Annotated in this window: 20 protein-coding genes; 9 read left to right on the top strand and 11 right to left on the bottom strand. The window is 69.0% G+C overall.

Features of this window, described 5'->3' with window-relative positions; all coding sequences use genetic code 11:
• Positions 1 to 32: 32 nt before the first annotated feature.
• On the bottom strand, positions 33 to 725 hold the full coding sequence (locus RHOOR87_RS0108435) for a DUF1345 domain-containing protein (RefSeq protein ID WP_007510409.1): 693 nt from the start codon (positions 723 to 725) through the stop codon (positions 33 to 35).
• Positions 726 to 746: 21 nt separating this feature from the next.
• Positions 747 to 1,022, bottom strand: coding sequence for a GNAT family N-acetyltransferase (locus RHOOR87_RS0108430; RefSeq protein WP_007510407.1), 276 nt, complete (start codon positions 1,020 to 1,022; stop codon positions 747 to 749).
• Positions 1,023 to 1,171: 149 nt separating this feature from the next.
• Here RHOOR87_RS0108430 and RHOOR87_RS0108425 point away from each other — a divergent pair, with 149 nt between their 5' ends.
• Positions 1,172 to 1,597 (top strand): OsmC family protein, encoded by a 426-nt coding sequence (locus tag RHOOR87_RS0108425; RefSeq protein ID WP_007510406.1) that lies wholly within the window; start codon positions 1,172 to 1,174, stop codon positions 1,595 to 1,597.
• A gap of 1 nt (position 1,598) precedes the next feature.
• Here the strand turns inward: RHOOR87_RS0108425 and RHOOR87_RS0108420 are convergent, their stop codons facing one another.
• A complete protein-coding gene (locus RHOOR87_RS0108420; protein ID WP_007510404.1) occupies positions 1,599 to 2,693 on the bottom strand; it encodes a 3-deoxy-7-phosphoheptulonate synthase in 1,095 nt (364 codons plus the stop codon).
• 235 nt (positions 2,694 to 2,928) lie between these two features.
• Here RHOOR87_RS0108420 and RHOOR87_RS0108415 point away from each other — a divergent pair, with 235 nt between their 5' ends.
• The 6 genes from RHOOR87_RS0108415 to RHOOR87_RS0108385 all read left to right on the top strand — a co-directional run bounded on the left by RHOOR87_RS0108415 (position 2,929) and on the right by RHOOR87_RS0108385 (position 10,498).
• Entirely contained in the window at positions 2,929 to 3,852 is a 924-nt protein-coding gene (locus RHOOR87_RS0108415; RefSeq protein ID WP_007510402.1) for an oxygenase MpaB family protein, read from the top strand.
• A 76-nt stretch (positions 3,853 to 3,928) separates the two neighbouring features.
• The gene (locus RHOOR87_RS0108410) at positions 3,929 to 5,803 is read left to right on the top strand and encodes a 3'-5' exonuclease (RefSeq protein WP_027489887.1); all 1,875 of its coding nucleotides are present in this window, start codon (positions 3,929 to 3,931) and stop codon (positions 5,801 to 5,803) included.
• A gap of 399 nt (positions 5,804 to 6,202) precedes the next feature.
• Complete coding sequence (locus RHOOR87_RS0108400) at positions 6,203 to 8,377, top strand: TonB-dependent siderophore receptor (RefSeq protein ID WP_037114998.1); 2,175 nt, start codon at positions 6,203 to 6,205, stop codon at positions 8,375 to 8,377.
• Between the two features lie 3 nt (positions 8,378 to 8,380).
• On the top strand, positions 8,381 to 8,668 hold the full coding sequence (locus RHOOR87_RS0108395; protein WP_007510396.1) for a hypothetical protein: 288 nt from the start codon (positions 8,381 to 8,383) through the stop codon (positions 8,666 to 8,668).
• Positions 8,668 to 8,931, top strand: a complete 264-nt coding sequence (locus RHOOR87_RS0108390; RefSeq protein ID WP_007510394.1) for a hypothetical protein — start codon at positions 8,668 to 8,670, stop codon at positions 8,929 to 8,931. The genes RHOOR87_RS0108395 and RHOOR87_RS0108390 overlap by 1 nt, the downstream gene beginning before the upstream one ends.
• A gap of 10 nt (positions 8,932 to 8,941) precedes the next feature.
• Positions 8,942 to 10,498: a PepSY-associated TM helix domain-containing protein gene (locus RHOOR87_RS0108385; protein ID WP_007510392.1), complete on the top strand. Its 1,557-nt coding sequence runs from the start codon at positions 8,942 to 8,944 to the stop codon at positions 10,496 to 10,498.
• Here RHOOR87_RS0108385 and nadD read toward each other — a convergent pair.
• From nadD to RHOOR87_RS0108345, 8 genes are all read right to left on the bottom strand, one after another.
• A complete protein-coding gene (gene nadD, locus RHOOR87_RS0108380; RefSeq protein ID WP_007510390.1) occupies positions 10,486 to 11,133 on the bottom strand; it encodes a nicotinate-nucleotide adenylyltransferase in 648 nt (215 codons plus the stop codon). The two genes, RHOOR87_RS0108385 and nadD, sit on opposite strands and share 13 nt — an antisense overlap.
• An 85-nt stretch (positions 11,134 to 11,218) precedes the next feature.
• Entirely contained in the window at positions 11,219 to 12,229 is a 1,011-nt protein-coding gene (holA, locus tag RHOOR87_RS0108375; protein WP_007510389.1) for a DNA polymerase III subunit delta, read from the bottom strand.
• On the bottom strand, positions 12,229 to 12,777 hold the full coding sequence (gene lptE / locus RHOOR87_RS0108370; protein ID WP_027484773.1) for an LPS assembly lipoprotein LptE: 549 nt from the start codon (positions 12,775 to 12,777) through the stop codon (positions 12,229 to 12,231). Before lptE ends, holA begins: the two co-directional genes overlap by 1 nt.
• Positions 12,778 to 12,782: 5 nt before the next feature.
• On the bottom strand, positions 12,783 to 15,422 hold the full coding sequence (gene leuS / locus RHOOR87_RS0108365; protein WP_027484772.1) for a leucine--tRNA ligase: 2,640 nt from the start codon (positions 15,420 to 15,422) through the stop codon (positions 12,783 to 12,785).
• Positions 15,423 to 15,522: 100 nt separating this feature from the next.
• Positions 15,523 to 16,182, bottom strand: a complete 660-nt coding sequence (locus RHOOR87_RS0108360) for a PqiC family protein (RefSeq protein ID WP_007510386.1) — start codon at positions 16,180 to 16,182, stop codon at positions 15,523 to 15,525.
• Positions 16,179 to 17,876, bottom strand: coding sequence for an MlaD family protein (locus RHOOR87_RS0108355; protein ID WP_027484771.1), 1,698 nt, complete (start codon positions 17,874 to 17,876; stop codon positions 16,179 to 16,181). Before RHOOR87_RS0108355 ends, RHOOR87_RS0108360 begins: the two co-directional genes overlap by 4 nt.
• Positions 17,869 to 18,522, bottom strand: a complete 654-nt coding sequence (locus RHOOR87_RS0108350) for a paraquat-inducible protein A (RefSeq protein ID WP_007510384.1) — start codon at positions 18,520 to 18,522, stop codon at positions 17,869 to 17,871. The genes RHOOR87_RS0108355 and RHOOR87_RS0108350 overlap by 8 nt, the downstream gene beginning before the upstream one ends.
• Positions 18,519 to 19,136 carry a paraquat-inducible protein A gene (locus RHOOR87_RS0108345; RefSeq protein WP_027484770.1) on the bottom strand — a complete coding sequence of 206 codons (618 nt, stop codon included), beginning with the start codon at positions 19,134 to 19,136 and terminating at the stop codon, positions 18,519 to 18,521. Before RHOOR87_RS0108345 ends, RHOOR87_RS0108350 begins: the two co-directional genes overlap by 4 nt.
• A 124-nt stretch (positions 19,137 to 19,260) precedes the next feature.
• Here RHOOR87_RS0108345 and trxA point away from each other — a divergent pair, with 124 nt between their 5' ends.
• Both trxA and RHOOR87_RS0108335 read left to right on the top strand, forming a co-directional pair.
• Positions 19,261 to 20,127 (top strand): thioredoxin, encoded by an 867-nt coding sequence (gene trxA / locus RHOOR87_RS0108340; RefSeq protein WP_027484769.1) that lies wholly within the window; start codon positions 19,261 to 19,263, stop codon positions 20,125 to 20,127.
• A gap of 193 nt (positions 20,128 to 20,320) precedes the next feature.
• Positions 20,321 to 20,773, top strand: coding sequence for a DUF4442 domain-containing protein (locus RHOOR87_RS0108335; protein ID WP_007510381.1), 453 nt, complete (start codon positions 20,321 to 20,323; stop codon positions 20,771 to 20,773).
• Positions 20,774 to 20,796: the final 23 nt, after the last annotated feature.

Raw genomic sequence — 20,796 nt, 5'->3', positions numbered from 1 at the left:
CCGCCCGCCGGCCGGCGGTTACCTCGCTCGGCTCAGCCGCCCTGCCCGGCCACGATATTCACCGTGATGGCGATGATGAACACGTTGAAGAAGAATGCGATCACGCTGTGCAGCAGCACCACGCGACGCAGGTACTTGCTGGTGATCTGCACGTCGGAGACCTGGAAGGTCATGCCGATGACGATCGAGAAATAGGCGAAATCCCAGTAGTCCGGCTCGGGCGTATCGGGAAACTCCAGGCCGGCATGCTTCTCGCCGAAATCACCGTAGTAGCCGTGGGCGTAGTGCACCGCGAACATCACGTTGAGGAACAGCCAGCTGAGCACCACGCTCAGCACGCCGACGGCCAGCGCCGGCACGCCACCGCCCCGGGCCGCATGCAGTTCGTTGCCCAGCGCCGCCAGCACCACTGCCGAGAGCAGCACGCCGCCCCACAGCACGCCCCAGCGGCCGGTGTCCAGCGCCCGCGCCTGGATGCGCATGTGACTCGGCGAAGCCCGGCTGAACAGGCGCGCGAAGACGCCCAGGAACACCAGCGCGGCCAGGTCGAAACCCAGCAGCACCGCATTGGCCGGACGCACGCCGGCATGCAGCAGCAGCGCCAGCGCCACCAGGAAGATCAGCAGCGACAGCAGCGTCCACCGGCGGCCCTTCACGAAACGCCATGGCCGCCAGCCGCGCCGCTGCGGCGCGCGTTCGCCCGCGCGCCCTGATGATTCGTCCATGCTTGTCTCCGCGTCAGGGGCTCAGCCGAGCAGGTCGTGGTATTCCGGGTGCCGCTGCATCCACGCGGCAGCATACGAGCAGGCCGGCACCACCTTCCAGCCTTCGGCGCGCGCCGTCGCCAGCGCCTCCTGCACCAGGGCGGCGGCGATGCCGCGCCCACCCACCGCGGCCGGCACGCCGGTATGGGTGATCGTCATCACGCCGTCGGCCAGGGTGTACTCGAGCAGGCACGGCACGCCGTCCACGCGGGTCTCGAAACGACGGGCCATGCGATCGTGAAGGATGGCGAACGGCATGCGAACTCCTGGCCGGAACACAATCCCCACAGCATACGACCCGCGCGAGGCAAACGGGCGTGAAGCGATCGCGTTGCTTCATTCGCATCGGCTGCATGTGGCGCCGGGCATCGTGGGCGCCTGCCTGCCACCACCCACGGGAGAGTCCCATGAAACGAACCGCATCCGCGCACTGGTCCGGCGGCATCACGGACGGCCAGGGCACCATGTCGACCGATACCGGCGTGTTGCGAGAGTCGCCATTCGGGTTCAAATCGCGCTTCGAGGACGGCCCCGGCACCAATCCGGAGGAATTGATCGCGGCGGCCCACGCCGGCTGCTACTCGATGGCGCTGTCGCTGGGGCTGGGCAACGCCGGCTTCACCGCCAACAGCATCGACACGACGGCGGTGGTGACCCTGCTCAAGGACGGCGACGGCTTCGCCATCACCGAAGTGGCGCTGACCTGCCGGGCCAGGGTGCCGCGCATCGACACGGCCACGTTCGACGGTATCGCACGGGCGACCAAGCTGGCCTGCCCGGTGTCCAAGCTGCTGAAGGCCACGATCACGCTGGACGCCCGGCTGGAAAGCTGACTCAGGCGGCGATCTCCTGCGCGGAAGGCCGGCTCGCGCCGGCTTCGACCCGCCGCCGCTGGCGCACCGCCTGTGCCAGCTGCTGCAGCACCCGCACCGAGCAGTCCCAGTCGATGCAACCGTCGGTGATGCTCTGGCCGTAGCGCAGCGGCTGGCCTGCCTGCAGGTCCTGGCGACCGCCGAGCAGGTGACTTTCCACCATCACGCCGAGGATGCGCTGCTCGCCGGCGGCGATCCGCGCAGCGATGTCCTCGACCACCCGCGGCTGGTTCTCCGGGTTCTTGCCGCTGTTGGCGTGGCTGGCGTCGATCATCACCCGGGCCGGCAGGCCGGCCTTGCCGATCGCGGTGCAAGCCGCGTCGATACTGGCCGCATCGTAGTTCGGCGCCTTGCCGCCGCGCAGGATCACGTGGCAGTCGCCGTTGCCGCTGGTGGTGGCCACGGCAGCTTGGCCGTCCTTGGTCACCGCCATGAAATGGTGCGGCTGCGACGCGGCCTGCACCGCGTCCACCGCGATCTTCACGTTGCCATCGGTGCCGTTCTTGAAACCGACCGGGCAGGACAGCCCCGAGGCCAGCTCGCGGTGCACCTGGCTCTCGGTGGTGCGCGCGCCGATCGCGCCCCACGCCACCAGGTCGGCGATGTATTGCGGCGTGATCATGTCGAGGAATTCGCAGCCGGCCGGCACGCCCAGCGCGTTGATGTCGCGCAGCAGGCCGCGGGCGATGCGCAGGCCCTTGTCGATGCGGAAGCTGCCGTCGAGGTCGGGATCGTTGATCAGCCCTTTCCAGCCGACCGTGGTGCGCGGCTTCTCGAAGTACACCCGCATCACCAGCTCCAGCGCGTCGCCCAGCTCGCGGCGCAGCGGCGCCAGTCGCGTGGCGTATTCCAGCGCGGCGCGCGGGTCGTGGATCGAGCACGGGCCGATCACCACCGCGAGGCGGTCGTCGGCACCGGCGAGGATGGCGTGCAGCGCCCGCCGCGAAGCCTCCACGGTGGCCATCGCCGTCTCGGTGGCGGCGCAGTCGCGCATGATCTCGGCCGGCGTGCCGAGGCGGGTGATGGTGCGGATGCGCAGGTCGTCGGTGGCGTGCATGGCGGCTCTCCTGGAGGTTTTTCAGGTGGCGGCCATAAAAAAACCGCCCTGGGATGGCGGTTCGGTGTGGTTCTTTCGATCAGATCAAAACGATCGCGTCCGCGCCGCCGCCATTGGCTTCGGGTAGCCGTAAAACCAGAAATACAGGCGAGCGGTGGCAGAGGACATGTCGCCATTGATAACACAATGGACGTCCAAATCAAACTCCCCGCCGGCACGAGGCTAGACTGGCGGCATGCCTTCGCCGCTCGACCTGCTGACCCGACCTGCCCGCGAAGCGGTCCGCCGCTGGGTGCTCGGCGCCTTCCCTCGCGCCGACAGCGGCGGCCTCGACTACGACCATCCGCACGGCGATCCGGGCCTGTTCGGTCCGCACAGCGCGACCTGGCGCGTGCACGCGGATTTCCCCGGCATGCTGGCCGGCGGCCTCGCCGCGCTGACCCTGCAGACCCTGCATCCGCTGGCGCTGGCCGGGGTGTGGGACCACTCCAACTTCCGCGGCGACCTGCTCGGCCGGCTGCGCCGCACCACCGCCTTCGTCGGCGGCACCACCTACGCGCCGCGCGCGCAGGCCGAGGCGCTGATCGCGCACGTGCGGCAGATCCACGACCACATCGCCGGCCATGGCGAGGACGGGCGCCCCTACAGCGCCAATGACCCCGAGCTGCTGACCTGGGTGCACGTCAGCGAGGCGTGCTGCTTCCTGCAGGGCTACCGCCGCTACGGCCACATCGCGCTGCCGCCCGGCGCGGCCGACCGCTACTACGACGAGGTGCGGCAGATCGCCGAGGCGCTGGGCGCGCGCGACGTGCCGGCCAGCGAACACGAGGTGGCGGAATACTTCCGGCGCATCCGGCCCGAGCTGGCCTTCACCGAACGCTCGCGCGTGGTGCTCGGCCTGCTGGCGCAGGTGCGCCTGCCGGTGCCGGCGGCCGGGCTGTCGCGCGACCTGTTCCTGTACGCCGGCCACGCGCTGCTGCCAGAGTGGGCGCTCGCGCTGCTGCACCACACGCCAAGGCAGCGGCGCCAGGCGCGGCTGGCGGCGCACGCGCTGTGGTCGATCGCGCCGGTATTCCATGCCGCGCTGAAGGACGGCATCGCCAGCCGCGCCTGCCGGCGCATGGAGATGCCGCCGGAGCAGCTGCGGCACTGGGCGTAGCACTGCGCCGCCCGGCGGCATTGACAGCGTCATCCCATCGGCTAACGTCGTGCGACAGCGTCAGTCGAGGACTTCCGTGGCGACACTCATTCCGACCCGCAACAGCTGCCTGCCGCGGATGACCGGCGGCGAGAAGCGCGTTTCCGAGCGGCTGGAACAGAAGCTGGAGGACGACTACCTGCTGTGGTACGACGTGCCGGTCGGACTGAAGCAGCGCCACCCGGATTTCGTGGTGTTCCACCCGCGCCGCGGCCTGCTGGTACTGGAGGTGAAGGACTGGAAGGCCGACACCCTCCGCCACGCCGACAGCACCCAGTTCACCCTGGTCACCGAGCGCGGCCTGGTGAAGGAGAACAACCCGCTGCTGCAGGCGCGCGCCTACGCGCTGGAGATCGGCGTGGTGCTGGAGCGCGACCCCGCGCTGCGCCACCCGGAAGGCTCGCGTTACGCCGGCAAGCTGATCATGCCGTGGGGCTGGGGCGTGGTGCTGGCCAACATCACCCGCAAGCAGTTCGACGAGGGCGCGCTGGGCGAGGTGCTGCCCGAGCACCTGGTGATCTGCCGCGACGAGCTGTACGAGACGGTCGACGCCGAAGCGTTCCAGCAGCGGCTGTGGGCGATGTTCCCGCAGGTGTATCCGGTGGCGCTGACCCTGCCGCAGATCGATCGCGTGCGCTGGCACCTGTTCCCGGAATTGCGGGTGGAAGCCGGCAGCGGCCAGTTCGGCCTGTTCGGTCCCACCGACGCCGCGGTGCGGCCGCTGGAAATCCCCGACCTGGTCAAGGTGATGGACGCGCAGCAGGAACAGCTCGCCCGTTCGATCGGCGGCGAGCACCGGATCATCCACGGCGTCGCCGGCTCCGGCAAGACGATGATCCTCGGCTTCCGCGCCATGCAGCTCGCGCGTGAGCTCTCCAAGCCGATCCTGGTGCTCTGCTACAACAAGACCCTGGCCGCACGACTGGAACAGTTGATCGGCGAGCGCGGCCTCAGCGAGAAGGTGCAGGTCTACAACTTCCACAAGTGGTGCCGCAAGATGCTGGTGGCCTACCACGAGCCGCTGCCGCCGGGCAGCGGCAAGGCCTTCGTCGAAGCGCTGCCGCCGGCGGTGATCGCCGGCGTGGACCGCGGCCGGATTCCGCGCGCGCAGTACGGCGCGGTGCTGGTCGACGAAGGCCACGACTTCGAGCCGGACTGGTACAAGCTGATCGTGCAGATGATCGACCCGGTCACCAACTCGCTGCTGGTGCTGTACGACGACGCGCAGAACATCTACGGCAACCCGAACCGCCGCAGGATCAGCTGGAAGAGCCTCGGCGTGCAGGCGCAAGGCCGCACCACCATCCTCAAGCTCAACTACCGCAACACGCTGGAAATCCTCTCGGTCGCGCGCACCTTCGCGCAGGACCTGCTCGCCTCGCGCAGCGACGACGCCGACGGCGACGGCGTGCCGCTGGTCGCGCCGGAAAGCGCCGGCCGCCGCGGCGCGGTGCCCGAACTGGTGCGCACCGACACCGCCCGTGCGCAGATGGATGTGCTGATTGCGCGGCTGCGCGACGAGCACGCGCATGGCCGTCCGTATTCCGAGATGGCGGTGATCTACCGCAACCAGTGGGAAGGCGAAAAACTGCACGAGGTACTGGGCGACCTGGGCATCCCCAGCCGGCTCGCCGACAACACCGGCAAGCAGAGCCTGTTCGCGGTCGAGGACAGCGTCAAGCTGGTCACCATGCACTCCAGCAAGGGGCTGGAATTCCCGTTCGTGATCATTCCCGGCATCGGTGGCCTGCCCAAGGAAGGCCAGTCCGAAGCCGACGAGGCGCGCCTGCTCTACGTCGCCATGACCCGCGCCACCGAACACCTGCTGCTGATCCACCACCTCGACTCGATGTTCTCCCGGCGCATCCGCGATTCGATCAACGAGGTGACGGCACAGCTGGAACGCGGGTGAGCGTGCCCAGAAAGCGGTCTCCCCCTGCTGCGGACCACCATCGTCGTGGCGATGATGTTCGGCTTCGGCGAAATTTCGCTTCACGGCTTCGCGGGAACAGCGCCATCGACGGGCCATGAACTTGTCCAAGCTTGCGGTGTGCTCGCGTTACCGGGAACGCGCGTCACGCTCCAGCCCGCGACTGTCCGCCGACGCACGCTCAAGAGCCTGATTGCTGAACGGCGCGCCCCTCTCTACAATAAGAATCATTCTCACTTGGCGCAGCCTCGTACCCGCGAGCAGCGCCAGCCAGTGCAGAAAGACAGCCATCGCACGGTGGCGGCTGGCCGATCTCGACCATGACCCGCACCGGCGCGAACAGCCAGCCCGATCCACGCAAGCCTGCCCACAAGGTTCCCGATGTCACCGTTTCCCTTTTTGTCCGTTCCGAGCGCCGCAGCCACGCGCCGCCCTTCCGCATTGCCGCGTGCGATCCGCGCGGCGCTGTCCGGCTTGCCATTGCTGGCGGCACTGGCGCTGCCCGCGTACGCTGCCGACGCAACGACCGACGCGCAGCAGAAAGCCGCAAAAACGCTTGAAAGCGTGCAGGTCACCGCGCCGATCGCCAAGGACAGCGACTCGGTGACCAAGACCGAGACGCCGATCATCGAGATCCCGCAGTCGGTCTCGGTGATCACCGACGAGCAGATGAGCCTGCGCGGCATCCAGGGCATCGAGGAAGCGGTGTGGTACACCGCCGGTGCGCAGGGTGGCGGCTACGGCCCCGACTCACGCAGCGATTGGCTGCTGGTGCGCGGCTTCACCCCCGCGCGCTACATGGACGGGCTGGCGTTGGCCGACGGCTCGGGCACCGGCATCACCCGCATTGAGCCGTACGGGCTGGAGCGGCTGGAAGTGCTGAAGGGGCCGTCGTCGGTGGTCTACGGCGCGATGCCGCCGGGCGGCATGGTCAACATGGTCAGCAAGCGGCCGACCGGGCAGCCACTGCGTGAAGTGGGCGTCGAGGTCGGCGGCTTCGACCTGCGCCAGGGCACCTTCGATTTCGCCGGCCCGCTGAACGATTCGGGCACGCTGCTGTATCGGCTCACCGGCCTGGCACGCAACAGCGACACCATGGTCGACCATATCAAGGACGACCGTTACTACCTCGCGCCGGCGCTGACCTGGAAGCCCAGCAACACCACCTCGCTGACCGTGCTGTCGCATTTCCAGAAAGCCGAGACCGCCTCCGGCGGCGGCTTCCTGCCGGCCTCGGGCACCTTGCTGCCGAACCCCAACGGCAAGATTCCGCGCGACCGCTTCACCGGCGAGCCGGGGCAGAACGATTACGACAAGACCATCGCCTCGATCGGCTACGAGTTCCACCACGACTTCGCCAGCGGCCTGGCGTTCAACCAGAACCTGCGCTACGGCAAGGCCGACGTCGACAACGACGGCGGCAACGTGGGCGCGTTCGGCCTGCTCGGCGACGGCCGCACCCTGCTGCGTTACTTGTTCCCGAACGAGAACCACACCAGAACGTTCGGCGTCGACAACAACCTGCAATACGTCTTCGACAGCGGCAGCGTGCAGCACATCGTGCTGGCCGGCGTCGACTACCGCCGCGCGAAGGACGACTACGCCTCTGCATTCGGCTTCAATGTCGCCGGGCTGGACGTGTTCGACCCGGTCTACGGCAGCCCGGTGGCCGTTCCCGCGTACACCAGCCACACCGTGCAGACGCAGTCGCAGTTGGGCGTGTACCTGCAGGATCAGATCAAGCTGGGGCGCTGGGGCATCACCGTCGGCGGCCGCCAGGATCACGTGAAGACCGATACCGACAACCTGCTCGGCAGCAGCACTGCGCACCAGACCGACGACGCGTTCTCCGGCCGCGTCGGCGTCAATTATCTGTTCGACAATGGCCTGGCACCGTACGTGTCGTGGTCGCATTCGTTCCAGCCCACCGTAGGCACCGACTTCGCCGGCAAGGCCTTCAAGCCGACCACCGGCAACCAGTACGAAGCCGGCCTGAAGTACCAGTCGGCCGGCGGCAACGGCCTGCTTACCCTGTCCGCCTACCAGATCACCCAGCAGAACTCGCTGACGATCGACCCCGACCACACGCTGTTCCAGGTACAGCAGGGCGAGACCCGCCTACGCGGCGTCGAGCTGGAAGGGCGCTGGAACATCGGCCCCAACCTCAGCGTGTACGGCGACTACACATACAGCGATTCGAAAGTCACCCGCACCAACGACCTGCCCTCGCTGGGCAAGCAGATCGCCTTGCTGCCGAAGCAGCAGGCCGCACTGGGCGCCGACTACACCATCGTCGGCGGTCCGCTGGCCGGGCTCGGTTTCGGCGGCGGCGTGCGCTACGTGGGCGAGCATTATGGCGACATCCACAACGACTGGAAGACGCCGGCCTACACCCTGTTCGACGCCGCCGTGCACTACGACGTGGGCGGCTGGCGGCTGCAGTTGAATGCCAGCAACCTGTTCGACAAGGAGTACGTCTCGGCCTGCAACAGCGCCGCGTGGTGCTACTACGGCTACGCGCGCACGGTTACCGCCAGCGCGCGTTACCGCTGGTAAGGCATGATCAGCCTGCTGGCCTTCGTGTTCGCAGCGTGTTCCGCCATCGCGTGGTACGCCGCCTCGCCGCACTGCATGTGGCTCGCGCTGCGCGGCCACCCGCGTGCGGCGTGCGGCGCCGGCAGCGTGCTGGCGCTGCTGTCGCTGGCCAGCTGGATCGGCGCGCTCGGCGCCGCCGTCGGGCTGTGCGCGATGCTGGCCAGCTGGATGCTGGCGTTGATGGTGCAGCCGTACCTGGCATGGTTCGTCGGCACGCCGGAGGCGGATGTCGCCGCGGTGGAGAAGGACTGATGTGGGCCCGTGCCAGCGCCGGCGTGCTGCCGGGCTTCTTCCTTGCCGCCGCCCTGGTCGGCCTGGTCGGCTGGCTGCTTCCCGGACCGTGGGAATCGACCATCGTAGCCGGGCTGGCCGCGTTCTTCCCGTTGTGGATCGGGCTGATCTGCGCCGCGTTCCGGTTCTCCAGCGGCAGACGCGCATGGCGATGGCTGGGCGGATGGGCGCTGCTCGCGCTGGGCTTGCTGTGGCTGCTGCAGACGTCCGGCTGGGTTCGTTGAGATCGGCCGCATGAAACTGCAACCCGCCACCCTGCGCACCTTCACCATGCTGCACTCGTGGATGGGGCTGGTCGCCGGCTTCGCGTTGTTCGTGGCGTTCTACGCCGGCGCGATCACGGTGTTCCATCAGCCGCTGCAGCAATGGGCGACACCGCACACCGCCGCCATCGGCTCACTCGACGACACGCAACGTCTGCTCGACGATGTGCTGGCACGGCATCCGGAAACGCGCGAGCACGTGGGCATGACGTTCCCCGGCTACGAACTGGCCCAGCCCACCGCGTACTGGCAGGACCACCATGGCACCTGGCTGTTCGCCACCCCGGACAACCTGGCCGGCAGCTCGACCCCGCCCGGTGCCAACCTGCCCGAACTGATCAACCAGCTGCATTACACGCTGGGCATTCCCGTCGCGGGCACCTGGCTGATGGGTGTCGTCAGCCTGCTGTACGGCATCGCGCTGGTGTCCGGTTTCGTGATCCATCTGCCGCGGCTGGCCAAGGACCTGTTCGCGTTGCGGCCCGGGCGCAACCTCAAACGCTTCTGGCAGGACGCGCACAACGTGATCGGCGTGCTGAGCCTGCCGTTCCACATCGTGTTCGCGGTCACCGGCGCGCTGCTGTGCCTGATGTTCGTGCTGATGCTGGCGCTGAACCCGCTGATCTACGAGGGCAAGCTGATGGCCGCCTCGGCGGCGGCGATGAACACCGCGCCGATCATGCAGAAGGCCGACATCACTAGGCCGCTGTCGCCGCTGGCGAGCTGGCATGCACGTTCGATCGAGGTGGCGCGCGACCAGGGCATCGCGGACTTCGCGCCGGGCTACCTCAAGCTGGCGCATGCCGGCAACGCACACGCGGTGGTCGAGATCACCGGCACCGCGCCGCGCGGGCTGGGCGGCGGCGCGGTGGCGCTGGATGCCACCAGCGGCACCGTACTCGCCACCCAGTTGCCCGGCGCACGCGACGCCAACCACGCCACCCTGGCCGCGGTGTATGCGCTGCACTTCGGCGACTACGGCAACGTCGCGGTGCAATGGCTGTACTTCCTGCTCGGGCTGGGCGGCGCGTTCCTGTTCTACTCGGGCAACCTGTTGTGGATCGAATCGCGGCGCAAGCGCCGCCAGCCGGAACAGGGCCGCTCGTCGATCATCATGGCGCGGGCCACCGTGGGCATCTGCATCGGCGTCTGCGTGGCGGTCTCCGCCGCCTTCGTCGCGGCGCAACTGCTGCCCTGGCTGGGCGGGAACGCGGGCGCGGGCGAGCGCTGGGTTTGCTTCGGCAGTTGGGCGCTGTGCGCGCTATGGGCGTCGTGGCGCGCGCCGTTGCACGCGGCGCAGGAACTGCTGTGGCTGGCTGCCCTCGTCACCGCGCTCATTCCATTGGCGCATGGCCTCGCCACAGGCTGGTGGTTCTGGCGCAGCGCCGCGGCCGGACACGGCGCGCTGTTTGCCATCGACATCGGCACGCTGGCATTGGCCATCGGTTTCGGCGCACTGGCACGTGCGACGGCTCGCCGCGGCCGCACCGGCGCAGCGAACAGCGTGTGGGCGGATCAGCACCGGTAAGGCGCCAAAAGTGCGGGATCGTCGAACAATCCCGCCGGCAGCAGGTAGCGCGGGTCGCGCCCGGCGGCGAGCAGTTCGCGGATGCGGGTGGCGGAGATTTCCAGCGGGGTCACTGCCAGCTCGGCGACCTTGCCGGCGGGCAACCTGCGCAATGCCGACAGCTCGGTGATGCGGCGGCCGGCCACTTCGCGTTCCAGTTCCTCCGACAGGCTGGCGGAAACACCCGGCCGGCGTAGCACGCCGATGTGTGCCGCCGCGAACAGCTCGCGCCAGCGATGCCAGCTGGCGAGGCCTGCAAACGCGTCCGCGCCGAGCAGCAGCACCAGCGGGCGCTCGCCCTGCTCCGCGCGCAGCTCGTGCAAGGTGTCGATGGTGTACGACGGGCCCTCGCGATCCAGTTCGCGGGTGTCCAGCACGAGCCGTGACTGGCCGCGCAGCGCGGCACGCAGGATCGCCACCCGCTGCGCCGCGGTGGCTATCGGCGGTGCGCGGTGCGGCGGCACGCTGACCGGCAGCAGGCGCACCTCGGCGTCGAGCAGTTCGGCCGCTTCCCACGCCACGCTGAGGTGGCCCAGGTGCACCGGGTCGAAGGTGCCGCCGAAGATGGCGAGTGGCCTGGCAGATGTCTGCGGCAAGAGCCTTACCCCTCCCCAACCCGCCGCTGCAGGCAGGGGCGGGAGCAAGTCACGGCCCCTTGCTGCCCGACGGGGCGGTCAAATGTCATGCGAGCGCCCGGGCCGCGCGCGGCTCGGCGATGGCGGCGATCAGCCGTTCGGCTTCCTGCCACGGGTTGCCCTGCTCGCGGCCCTTGACCATGCGGTCGATGCGCGAGGCGCGGGCCAGGCACTGCAGCCAGTGCTCGCGCGGCGCGCGGCGCAGGGCCTGGCGGAACTGCTGCGCGCGACTGTCCCACAGGTGCTCGGCCTTGGCCTGCGCGGCGAAGTCCGCGGCATTGGCCAGGCGCAGCGCCAGCTGCAGTTGATTGACCAGCCAGCCCATCAGCGCCAGCAGTTCGTCGCCCTCGGAACGCAGCCCGGCGAGGATGCGCAGCGCGCGTGCGCCGTCGCCGGCAAGGGCCGCGTCGGTGAGCTTGAACACGTCGTAGCGGGCGCTGTCGGCGACCAGGTTCTCCATCTCGGCGGCGTCGACGCGGCCCTGCCCGTGCAGCACGGCGAGCTTGTCGACCTCTTGCGCGGCAGCGAGCAGGTTGCCTTCGACGCGTTCGGCCAGCAGCGCCACCGCATCGGGCGTGGCGGTGAGTCCGCGCGAGGCGAGCCGCGCGCCGATCCACACCCGCCACTGGTCCGGCCGCGGTGAACTGAACACCACCATCGCTCCGCTGGCGTCGAGCTTCCTGCTCCAGGCGCCGTCGTGCTTGCTGCTCCATTCCATCGCCGTGATCAGCAAGGTGACGTCCGGCGGCGGGTCGGCGCAGAACGCGCCGATCGCCTTGGCGCCGTCGATGCCGGGACGACCGCTGGGCAGGCGCAGGTCGAGCAGCCGGCGGCTGGCGAACAGCGACATGCCCGCCGCGGCGCGGGCCAGGTCGTTCCAGTCGAAATGCTGGCCGACTTCGAGCACTTCACGTTCGCTGTAGCCGAGCTTGCGCGCCTGCGCGCGCAAGGCATCGGCGGCTTCCAGCACCAGCAACTGCTCGCCGGCGAGCAGGTAGACCGGCTGCAGGCTGTCCGCCGCCAGCGCCTTCTGCCATTGGCCGGGGCTGAGCGGCATCAGTGCGTGCTGGCGGCGCCGGCCGGTGCGGCCAGCTCATGCTTGCCGGCGGCCTGCAGGCGGAACAGGATCGCCTGCACCATGTCGTCGTTGAGGCTGCGCTGGATCTCTTCCACCTGCGAGGCGTTGCCGACGGTGTCGCCGGCGTCGTAGCTGTACTCGCGCGACATGTCGATGCGCTGGTGCGGCACCAGCACCTGTCCGTCGGGGCCGAGCACGTCGAACTGCACCTGGTAGCGCACCGCATATTCGGTGACGCGCACGTAGCCGCCGGCACTCAGCGTCTCGGTGCTGAAGGCCGCCACCGGCACACGCAGCTCGGCGATGCCGGCGCCGCTGTCGTCCTCGACGGTGGCGCCGGAGGTCTGCAGCGCGCGGGCCAGGTGGCGCTCGAACTCGCCGCCGCCGCTCGCGGCAAGGTGCACCCGCTGCATCTCGGATGGCAGGGTGGCGTTCTCGCGCAGATGGAAGCCGCAGCCGCCCAGTACGAGCGTTGCGGCCAGCAGCAGCGAGACCTGGAACAGGCGGTGCGCCTTCATGAAGCTCATGGGTTTCATCCTGCGACGATGTTGACGATCTTGCCGGGTACCACGATGACCTTGCGCACCGTCATGCCGGCCAGGAAGTGCGCCACCTGCGGTTGGGCCAGCGCCAGCGCCTCGGCTTCTTCCTTCGAAGCCTGCGCGGCCAGCTCGATGGTAGCGCGCAACTTGCCGTTGATCTGCACCGCCAGGGTGACCGTGTCGCGCACCAGCGCGGCCGGATCCACCGGCGGCCACGGCTGATCCTCCAGCACGCTCTCGGCATGGCCGAGCGCCTGCCACAGAGCGTGGCTGACGTGCGGCACCACCGGATTGAGCAGCAGCACCATCGCCTCCAGCGCCTCGTGGCGCACCGCGCGGCCCTGCTCGCTCTGGTCGTTGAACTTGCCCAGCGCGTTCAAGAGTTCCATCAGCGCGGCGATCGCGGTGTTGAACGCGTGGCGCCGGCCGAAATCGTCGCTGACCTTCTGGATCGTCTCGTGCAGCTGGCGGCGCAGCGCCTTCTGGCCCGCATCCAGCGTGGCGGGATCGGTCGCCGCATGATCCGGCCCCGCCGCGTGCGTGGTCACTTCGCGCCACAGCCGCTTGAGGAAGCGCGCCATGCCTTCGACGCCGGCCTCGCTCCATTCCAGCGACTGCTCCGGCGGCGCGGCGAACATCGAGAACAGGCGCACCGTGTCGGCGCCGTACTTGTCCACCATGGTCTGCGGGTCGATGCCGTTGTTCTTCGACTTCGACATCTTCTCGGTGCCGCCGATGTGCACCGGCTGACCGTCCGCCTTGAGCGTCGCGCCAATCACGCGCGCCTTCTCGTCACGACGAATCTCGACCGCGGCCGGGTTGATCCACTCCTTCGAACCGTCGGCGTTGTCGCGATAGAACGTCTCGGCGATCACCATGCCCTGGCACAGCAGGTTCCGCGCCGGCTCGTCCGAATGCACCATGCCGGCGTCGCGCAGCAGCTTGTGATAGAAGCGGAAATACAGCAGGTGCATGATCGCGTGTTCGATGCCGCCGATGTACTGGTCGACCGGCAGCCAGTAGTTCGCGCGCTCGTCGATCTGCGCGTCCGCGCCGGGGCTGGTGTAGCGCGCGTAGTACCAGCTCGACTCCATGAAGGTGTCGAACGTGTCGGTTTCGCGCTCGGCCGCGCCGCCGCATTGCGGGCAGCTGGTCTTGCGCCACTCCGGATCGGCCTTGATCGGCGACTGCACGCCACTGAACGCCACGTCCTCGGGCAGCACCACCGGCAATTGATCCTCGGGCACCGGCACCGCGCCGCAGGCGGAGCAGTAGATCACCGGGATCGGACAACCCCAGTAGCGCTGGCGGCTGACGCCCCAGTCGCGCAGGCGCCAGTTCACGCGGCGCTGGCCCTTGCCCTCGGCCTCGAGTACGCCGGCGATGTGGTCGAACGCGGCGCGGTAATCCTTGCCGTCCATCGCACCGGAGTTCACCACGCGCATGTCCACGCGGGTCTTGTCCGAGTACCAGTCCTGCCAGACGGCCGGGTCGTAGCTTTCGTCGCCGGCGGCGATCACCTGCCTGATCGGCAGGCCGTACTTGTGCGCGAACGCGAAGTCGCGCTCGTCATGGCCGGGCACCGCCATCACCGCGCCGGTGCCGTAGCCCATCAGCACGAAGTTGGCGACCCACACCGGCAGCTTCTCGCCAGTGATCGGATGCACCGCGAACAGGCCGGTGGCCATGCCGCGCTTGTCCTGGGTTTCCAGCTCCGCCTCGGAGACGCCGCCGTGCTTCAGCTCGTCGAGGAACGCCGCCAGCGGCGGATTGCCCTGCGCCGCCTTGTGCGCCAGCGGATGCTCGCCGGCGATCGAGACGAAGGTGACGCCCATCAAGGTGTCGGGGCGGGTGGTGAACACGGTCAGCGGCGCGGCCTCGCCATCCACCGCGAAGTGGATCTCCAGGCCCTCGCTGCGGCCCAGCCAGTTGCGCTGCATGGTCTTCACCGCGTCGGGCCAGCCCGGCAGCGTGTCCAGCCCGTCCAGCAACTCGGGCGCGTAGTCGGTGATCTTCAGGAACCACTGCGGGATCTCGCGCTTCTCGACCACCGCGCCGGAGCGCCAACCGCGGCCGTCGACCACCTGCTCGTTGGCCAGCACGGTCTGGTCGACCGGGTCCCAGTTCACCACCGCGTTCTTGCGGTACGCCAGGCCCTGCTTCAGCAGGCGGGTGAACATCAGCTGTTCCCAGCGGTAATAGTCCGGGCGACAGGTGGCGAACTCGCGGCTCCAGTCGATCGCGTAACCCAGCGACTGCAGCTGGCGGCGCATGTGCTCGATGTTCGCGTAGGTCCACTTCGCCGGCGCGGTGGCGTTCTTGATCGCGGCGTTCTCCGCCGGCAGGCCGAACGCGTCCCAGCCCATCGGCTGCAGCACGTTCTTGCCGTTCATGCGCTGGTAGCGGCTGATCACGTCGCCGATGGTGTAGTTGCGCACGTGGCCCATGTGCAGCGCGCCGGACGGGTACGGCAGCATGGAGAGGCAATAGAACTTCGGCCGCGAGGCATCCTCCTTCACTTCGTAGGCGCGCTGCGCATTCCAGTACTGCTGCGCGGCGGCTTCCACCGCCTGGGGGCGATAGGCAGCTTCATCCTGTTCGGGCGAGGTCGGGGCTTGAATGTCCTGCATGATTCCGTTGCCGTTGTGCGAGTGGTGCGAGCCGGCCCGGGCCGGCTGAGTGAACTGGGCAGACTAGCCCAGCGCAGGCCGGGCGCCAAGCTTGCGGCCTTCAGCCGGGCGGGCAGGCAGGCGCCTGGCCTTCGCCGAGCGCCCGCGCCGCGCTGGCGATCTGCGCCGCCAGCCGGGCGATCGCGCGCTGATGGCCCTGTACCAGGGCAGGATAACCCGGGCTCACCGCTTCATTGACGCGGCTGGTGCAAGCCAGCGTGGCGGGCCGTGCGCCGTGCAGCAGGCGTACGCTCCATGCGCCCTCGATCAACGCATAGCTGCCGGGCGCGGAGTCGAACCGGCGCAGGTCCAGCTTGATCCGCAGCAGCGGCTTATCGTTGCCGGGCAGGCCGCTGACGTCCGCGCTGTGCAGTTCGCGCGCCAGGTCGGCCGACAGCGCACTGCGCACCTCGTCGCCGAGCGGGGCGATCCAGCGCTCGCTGCCGAGCAGGGCCACGCCCTGCCCGCCTTCGCGCACCACCAGCTGCGGCTGGTCGACCTGCGCCGGCACGCCGACCGGCAGCAGCTCGAACGGCAGCGACGGCGCGCTAGTCGTCGGCGCCACCAGGCCGCCGGCAGACTCGTCCGCCGGCGCAACGAGGCCGCCAGCCGGCTCGTCGGCCGGCGCAACCAGGGTGTAGTAGTGCAACGGCGCCGAGGCACAGGCCGCCAGTAGCACGCCGGCCGCCACGCCCAGCAGATGCCTTCCGCTACGAATCATGGTTTGCTCCCTTGCGTCGGCGGCATCGCCGCGGGCGTGGTGACGGGTTTCGCGTCGGCCGGTTTCGCATCCGCGCGGCGGCCGCGGATCAGCGCCTCCGGATGGCCGCCCAGGTAATCGGTCAGCACGCGCAGCGAGCGTGCCATGCGCTGCAGCTGTTCCAGCGTGGCGCCCAGGTTCTGCTGCAGCGGCGAGTCGCCGGCCAGCGCCTCGTTCGCCGTGCCCATGGTCCGCTGCACGCCGTGCAGGGTGTCGCCGAGCGCCGGCAGCGTCTGGCCATTGACCTGCTTCAGCGTGCGGTCGAGCCCGGCCAGGCTCCGGTCCAGGTTCTGCCCGATGCTGTCGAACGGCACCTTGGCGAGCTTGTCGACGATCCCGGCCATCTGCTCCTGCAGCTTGTCGAAGCTGCCCGGCACGGTCGGAATGGTCAGCGGTTTCGCGGCCGGGTCGAACGCCACCTTCGGCGTCTTCGGGATGAAATCCAGCGCCACGTACAACTGGCCGGTGAGCAGGTTGCCGGTGCGCGCCTGCGCACGCAGGCCGTGCTCGACCAGGCGGCCGATCATCTGCGACAGGTCCGGATTCTCGCCGTGCGCCTTGGCCAGCGCCTCCAGCTTGTCATAGGCGGCGCCGAGCCGCTGCGGATAGATCACCGCGCCGACCAGCACCGGGAAGCGCTGCTTCTGCTCGTCGTAGTCCAGCCGCACCGACACCACCTTGCCGATGTTGATGCCGAGGAACTCCACCGGCGCGTCCACTGCCAGCCCGCGCACCGACTGCTCGAAGCGCATGCGGATGTAGTGCGGCGTACCGTCCGGCGGCGCCATCGCGGTGGCCTGGTCGCCGAACAGGGTGTACGCGTTGTCCTCCGGCGCCGGCGTGCTGTCGTGCGGCCCGGGCGGGTCCTGGAACGCCACGCCGCCGGCCAGCACGGTGGCCAGCGACTGCGTGTTGAGCTTCAGCCCGTTCGCGCCGATCGACACGTCCACGCCGCTGGCATTCCAGAAGCGCGAGGAGCGGGTGACGAACTTGTCGTTCGGGCCGTCCACGAAGATCTGCAGCGAGACGCCCTTGCCGTCCGGGTCCAGCTGGTAGGACGCCACCCGGCCGACCTGGATGCGCCGGTAGTACACCGGCGAGCCGATGTCGAGCGAGCCGAGGTCGCCGCTGTGCAGGACGAAGCTGCGCCCCGGCGCGCCGTGGTTCACCGCCGGCGGCAGCTCCAGCCCCTTGAACTCGTCCTGGTAGTCGTTCGAATCGCCCACGTCGGCGCCGATGAAGGCGCCCGACAGCAGGGTGTCGATGCCGGACACGCCGCCCAGCCCGATCCGCGGGCGCACCACCCAGAAGCGGGTGTCCTTGGTGGCGAAGCCCTCGGCGCTCTTCTCCAGCGCCACGTTGACCAGCACGTGGCTGCGGTCGCTGCTCAGATGGATCTTGTTGACCCGCCCGATCACCACGTTCTTGTACTTCACCGGGGTCTTGCCGGCGTCCAGGCCCTCGGCGCTCTGGAAGCTGATGGTGATCTGCGGCCCGGCCTGCAGCCAGTTGTTGATCACCAGCGACAGCCCGACCAACGCCGCCAGCGCCGGCACCAGCCAGATCAGCGAGGCGTTGAAGCGGCGCCGCTTCACCACCGGCCGCGGCAGCTCGCCGCCCGGCGGGGCCTGTTCGATGGGGTTGTCGTCAGTCATCGGTATCCTTGCCATCCCAGATCAGGCGGGGGTCGAAACTCATCGAGGCCAGCATGGTCAGCACCACGGTCAGGCCGAAGAAGATCACGCCCGGCAGCGGTTCCACCAGGCTCAGCACGCTGAAGCGCACCAGCGCCGTCAGCAACGCCACCACGAACACGTCCAGCATCGACCAGTAGCCGATCAGCTCGACCAGCCGATAGAGTCTTGCACGTTGCGGCCGCGCCCAGTCGCTGCCTTGCTGGCTGCTCACCAGCAAGGTGCCCAGCGCGAGGAACTTCAGCACCGGCACCACGATGCTGGCGGTGAACACGATGATCGCCAGGTTCGGCGAACCCTTCACCCACAGCTCCACCACGCCGCTGATGATGGTGTTGTCGTCCACGTCGTTGAGGCTGGCGGTGCGCATGATCGGCAGCACGTTGGCCGGGATGTACAGGAGGAACGCGGCGATCAGCAGCGCCCAGGTGTGCGCGTAGCTGTGCGGCTTGCGCCGGCGCAACGTGCTGCCGCAGCGCGGGCAGGCCATCGCGTCGTCCACGCCGTCGCCGTCCAGCTGCGGGTCGCCGGGCACGTTGCGGCACACCTGCCCGCACACCGTGCAGGCGATCAGGCCCAGTTCGGCGGCGCGCGGCAGGGCGCTCACGCGGCGTGCTCCGGCACCTGGTCCCACAGCTGGCGCAGGTCCACCCCGGCGAAGATGGTGATCAGCAGGGTCAGCGCCGCGTAAGCGTAGATGCCCGGGTCCGGCGTCACGTCGAAATAGGTATGCGCCTTGACGATCGCCACCAGCGCGCCCAGCACGAACACCTCGCTCATCGTCCACGGCCCGAGCCGGTGCAGCACCACCATCAGCGGCACGAAGCCCGGCGCGCGCCGCCCGGCCTTGCCGAACCACAGCAGCCAGCCCAGCAGCAACATCTTCAGCAGCGGAAAGAAGAACAGCGTGGCGGCCACCAGCACCGAGACCACCTTGGCCTCTTCGCGCCACATCGCGAGGATCACGCCCCACAGCGTGGTGCTGCTCTGCTGCCCGCTCAGGCCCAGCGTCACGATCGGCCACATGTTCGCCTGCACGAACACGATCATCGCGGTCAGGATCAGCGCCAGCATCGCGTTCACGCTCAACGCGTGGTGGCGCTCCAGCTCCGCTCCGCAGCGGGCGCAGGTCGCCACCTCGCCGCGGGCCAGCGAACGACGGCGGTAGACCGTGTCGCAGTGCTCGCAGACCAGCAGCGTTTCAGGTGAGCTCGTGCCCATGCAGCCGGTGCCTTGCTTCGGCGTGACGATCCGCAGATTCTCGCAAATCTATCGTGAACGCGCCGCTTGATATGCTGCCCGGCAACCCCGATCTGAACCGGCACCTGCCGAGCTGGAGTTTCCCGTGACCGATGCCGCCGCCGTTTCCCACGTCTTCGACGTGGATCAGCAGACCTTCGAAGCCGACGTGCTGCAGGCCTCGCTGACCACGCCGGTGCTGGTGGATTTCTGGGCGACCTGGTGCGAGCCGTGCAAGACGCTCGGCCCGATGCTGGAAAAACTCGCCGCCGAGTACCACGGCGCGTTCCGGCTGGGCAAGGTCGACGTGGACACGCAGCAGGAGCTGGCCGGCATGTTCGGCATCCGCAGCATCCCCACCGTGGTGCTGGTGAAGGACGGCCAGGTGCTCGACGGCTTCACCGGCGCGCTGCCCGAAGGCCAGCTGCGCGAATTCCTGTCGCGCCACGTGCAGCCGCTGGAAGCATCAGCCGAACCCGCCGAAGCAGCCACCGTGCCGGAAACCGCCGAACAGGCGATCAACCGCCTGCAGCAGGCGATCGCCACCGAACCGAACCGGCCCGAACTGAAACTCGATCTGGCGCTGGCGCTGATGCGCGCCGGCAACGTCGCCGCGGCCAAGGCCGAGCTGGCCGCGCTGCCGGCCAACCTCGCCACCGACGCCCGCGCCGTGCGCCTGCGCAGCGAGCTGGAGCTGGCCCACGCACTGAAAGACGCGCCGGGCATCGCCGAACTGCGGCAGCGCGTGCAGGCCGACGCCGGCGACTGGGCCGCCCGCGACCAGCTCGGCGTGCATCTGCTGCTCGAAGGCGACGTCGAAGCCGGCCTGGAACAGTTCCTTGTCATCCTGCAGAAAGCCCGCGACTGGAACGACGGCCAGGCCAAGAAACGCCTGCTCGCTGCCTTCGCCACGCTCGACGACGCCGAGCTGGTCGGCCGCTACCGGCGGCGGATGGCCTCGCTGCTGTTCTGACCCCGCATCGCTCCCGCCTCAGGCTCGTCATTCCAGCGAAAGCTGGAATCCCGTGACGTTGCGTTTCCAATGAGCTGAAGTCACTGGCTACCGGTCTTCGCCGGGATTCATGCTGCATGGAGTTTTTCCGGGCCTCCATACCGCAAGGTACGGTTAGGTAAGATGCCCCCTTCCCGCCCCAACGAGCCTCCCCATGCGCGCATCGACCTTCCGCCGCCTGCTCAACCTGTGGCCGCCGTTCCTGGTCAACGCGATCCGCCTGCAGTCGCTCAGCGACGACTACACCGAGGCGAAAGTGGTACTGCGGCTGCGGCCGTGGAACCGCAACTACGTGAAGAGCCAGTTCGGCGGCAACCTGTTCGCGATGGTCGACCCGTTCTGGATGCTGCTGGCGATGCACCAGCTCGGCCGCGACTACTACGTGTGGGACAAGGCCGGCGCGATCGACTTCGTCGCGCCGGGCTACGAGGACGTCTACGCGCACTTCAAACTCGAGGCCAGCGTGGTCGACGAGTTGCGCACCGCAGCCGCCGGCGGCGAGAAGGTGCTGCGCTGGTTCGAGACCGAGGTGACCACCGCTTCCGGCCAGCTCATCGCCCGCGTGCGCAAGCAGCTCTACGTGCGGCTGAAGCCGAAGGCGCGTTGAGCGCCAGGTTCGCACCCGCCGCG

The organism is Rhodanobacter sp. OR87, assembly GCF_000473345.1.
Taxonomy (GTDB): domain Bacteria; phylum Pseudomonadota; class Gammaproteobacteria; order Xanthomonadales; family Rhodanobacteraceae; genus Rhodanobacter; species Rhodanobacter denitrificans.
Note: the sequence above shows the minus strand (reverse complement) of the source record. Positions and strands in the feature narration are given on the sequence as shown.

Bases quoted from the DNA above. Each gene is read 5' to 3' on its own strand.
- RHOOR87_RS0108415 (WP_007510402.1), top strand. From the start codon at position 2,929: ATGCCTTCGCCGCTCGACCTGCTGACCCGACCTGCCCGCGAAGCGGTC.
- lptE (WP_027484773.1), bottom strand. From the start codon at position 12,777: ATGAGCTTCATGAAGGCGCACCGCCTGTTCCAGGTCTCGCTGCTGCTG.
- RHOOR87_RS0108395 (WP_007510396.1), top strand. From the start codon at position 8,381: ATGATCAGCCTGCTGGCCTTCGTGTTCGCAGCGTGTTCCGCCATCGCG.
- RHOOR87_RS0108355 (WP_027484771.1), bottom strand. From the start codon at position 17,876: ATGACTGACGACAACCCCATCGAACAGGCCCCGCCGGGCGGCGAGCTG.
- RHOOR87_RS0108430 (WP_007510407.1), bottom strand. From the start codon at position 1,022: ATGCCGTTCGCCATCCTTCACGATCGCATGGCCCGTCGTTTCGAGACC.
- holA (WP_007510389.1), bottom strand. From the start codon at position 12,229: ATGCCGCTCAGCCCCGGCCAATGGCAGAAGGCGCTGGCGGCGGACAGC.
- leuS (WP_027484772.1), bottom strand. From the start codon at position 15,422: ATGCAGGACATTCAAGCCCCGACCTCGCCCGAACAGGATGAAGCTGCC.
- RHOOR87_RS0108425 (WP_007510406.1), top strand. From the start codon at position 1,172: ATGAAACGAACCGCATCCGCGCACTGGTCCGGCGGCATCACGGACGGC.
- RHOOR87_RS0108335 (WP_007510381.1), top strand. From the start codon at position 20,321: ATGCGCGCATCGACCTTCCGCCGCCTGCTCAACCTGTGGCCGCCGTTC.
- RHOOR87_RS0108400 (WP_037114998.1), top strand. From the start codon at position 6,203: ATGTCACCGTTTCCCTTTTTGTCCGTTCCGAGCGCCGCAGCCACGCGC.
- RHOOR87_RS0108345 (WP_027484770.1), bottom strand. From the start codon at position 19,136: ATGGGCACGAGCTCACCTGAAACGCTGCTGGTCTGCGAGCACTGCGAC.
- RHOOR87_RS0108360 (WP_007510386.1), bottom strand. From the start codon at position 16,182: ATGATTCGTAGCGGAAGGCATCTGCTGGGCGTGGCGGCCGGCGTGCTA.
- RHOOR87_RS0108435 (WP_007510409.1), bottom strand. From the start codon at position 725: ATGGACGAATCATCAGGGCGCGCGGGCGAACGCGCGCCGCAGCGGCGC.
- RHOOR87_RS0108420 (WP_007510404.1), bottom strand. From the start codon at position 2,693: ATGCACGCCACCGACGACCTGCGCATCCGCACCATCACCCGCCTCGGC.
- RHOOR87_RS0108385 (WP_007510392.1), top strand. From the start codon at position 8,942: ATGAAACTGCAACCCGCCACCCTGCGCACCTTCACCATGCTGCACTCG.
- RHOOR87_RS0108390 (WP_007510394.1), top strand. From the start codon at position 8,668: ATGTGGGCCCGTGCCAGCGCCGGCGTGCTGCCGGGCTTCTTCCTTGCC.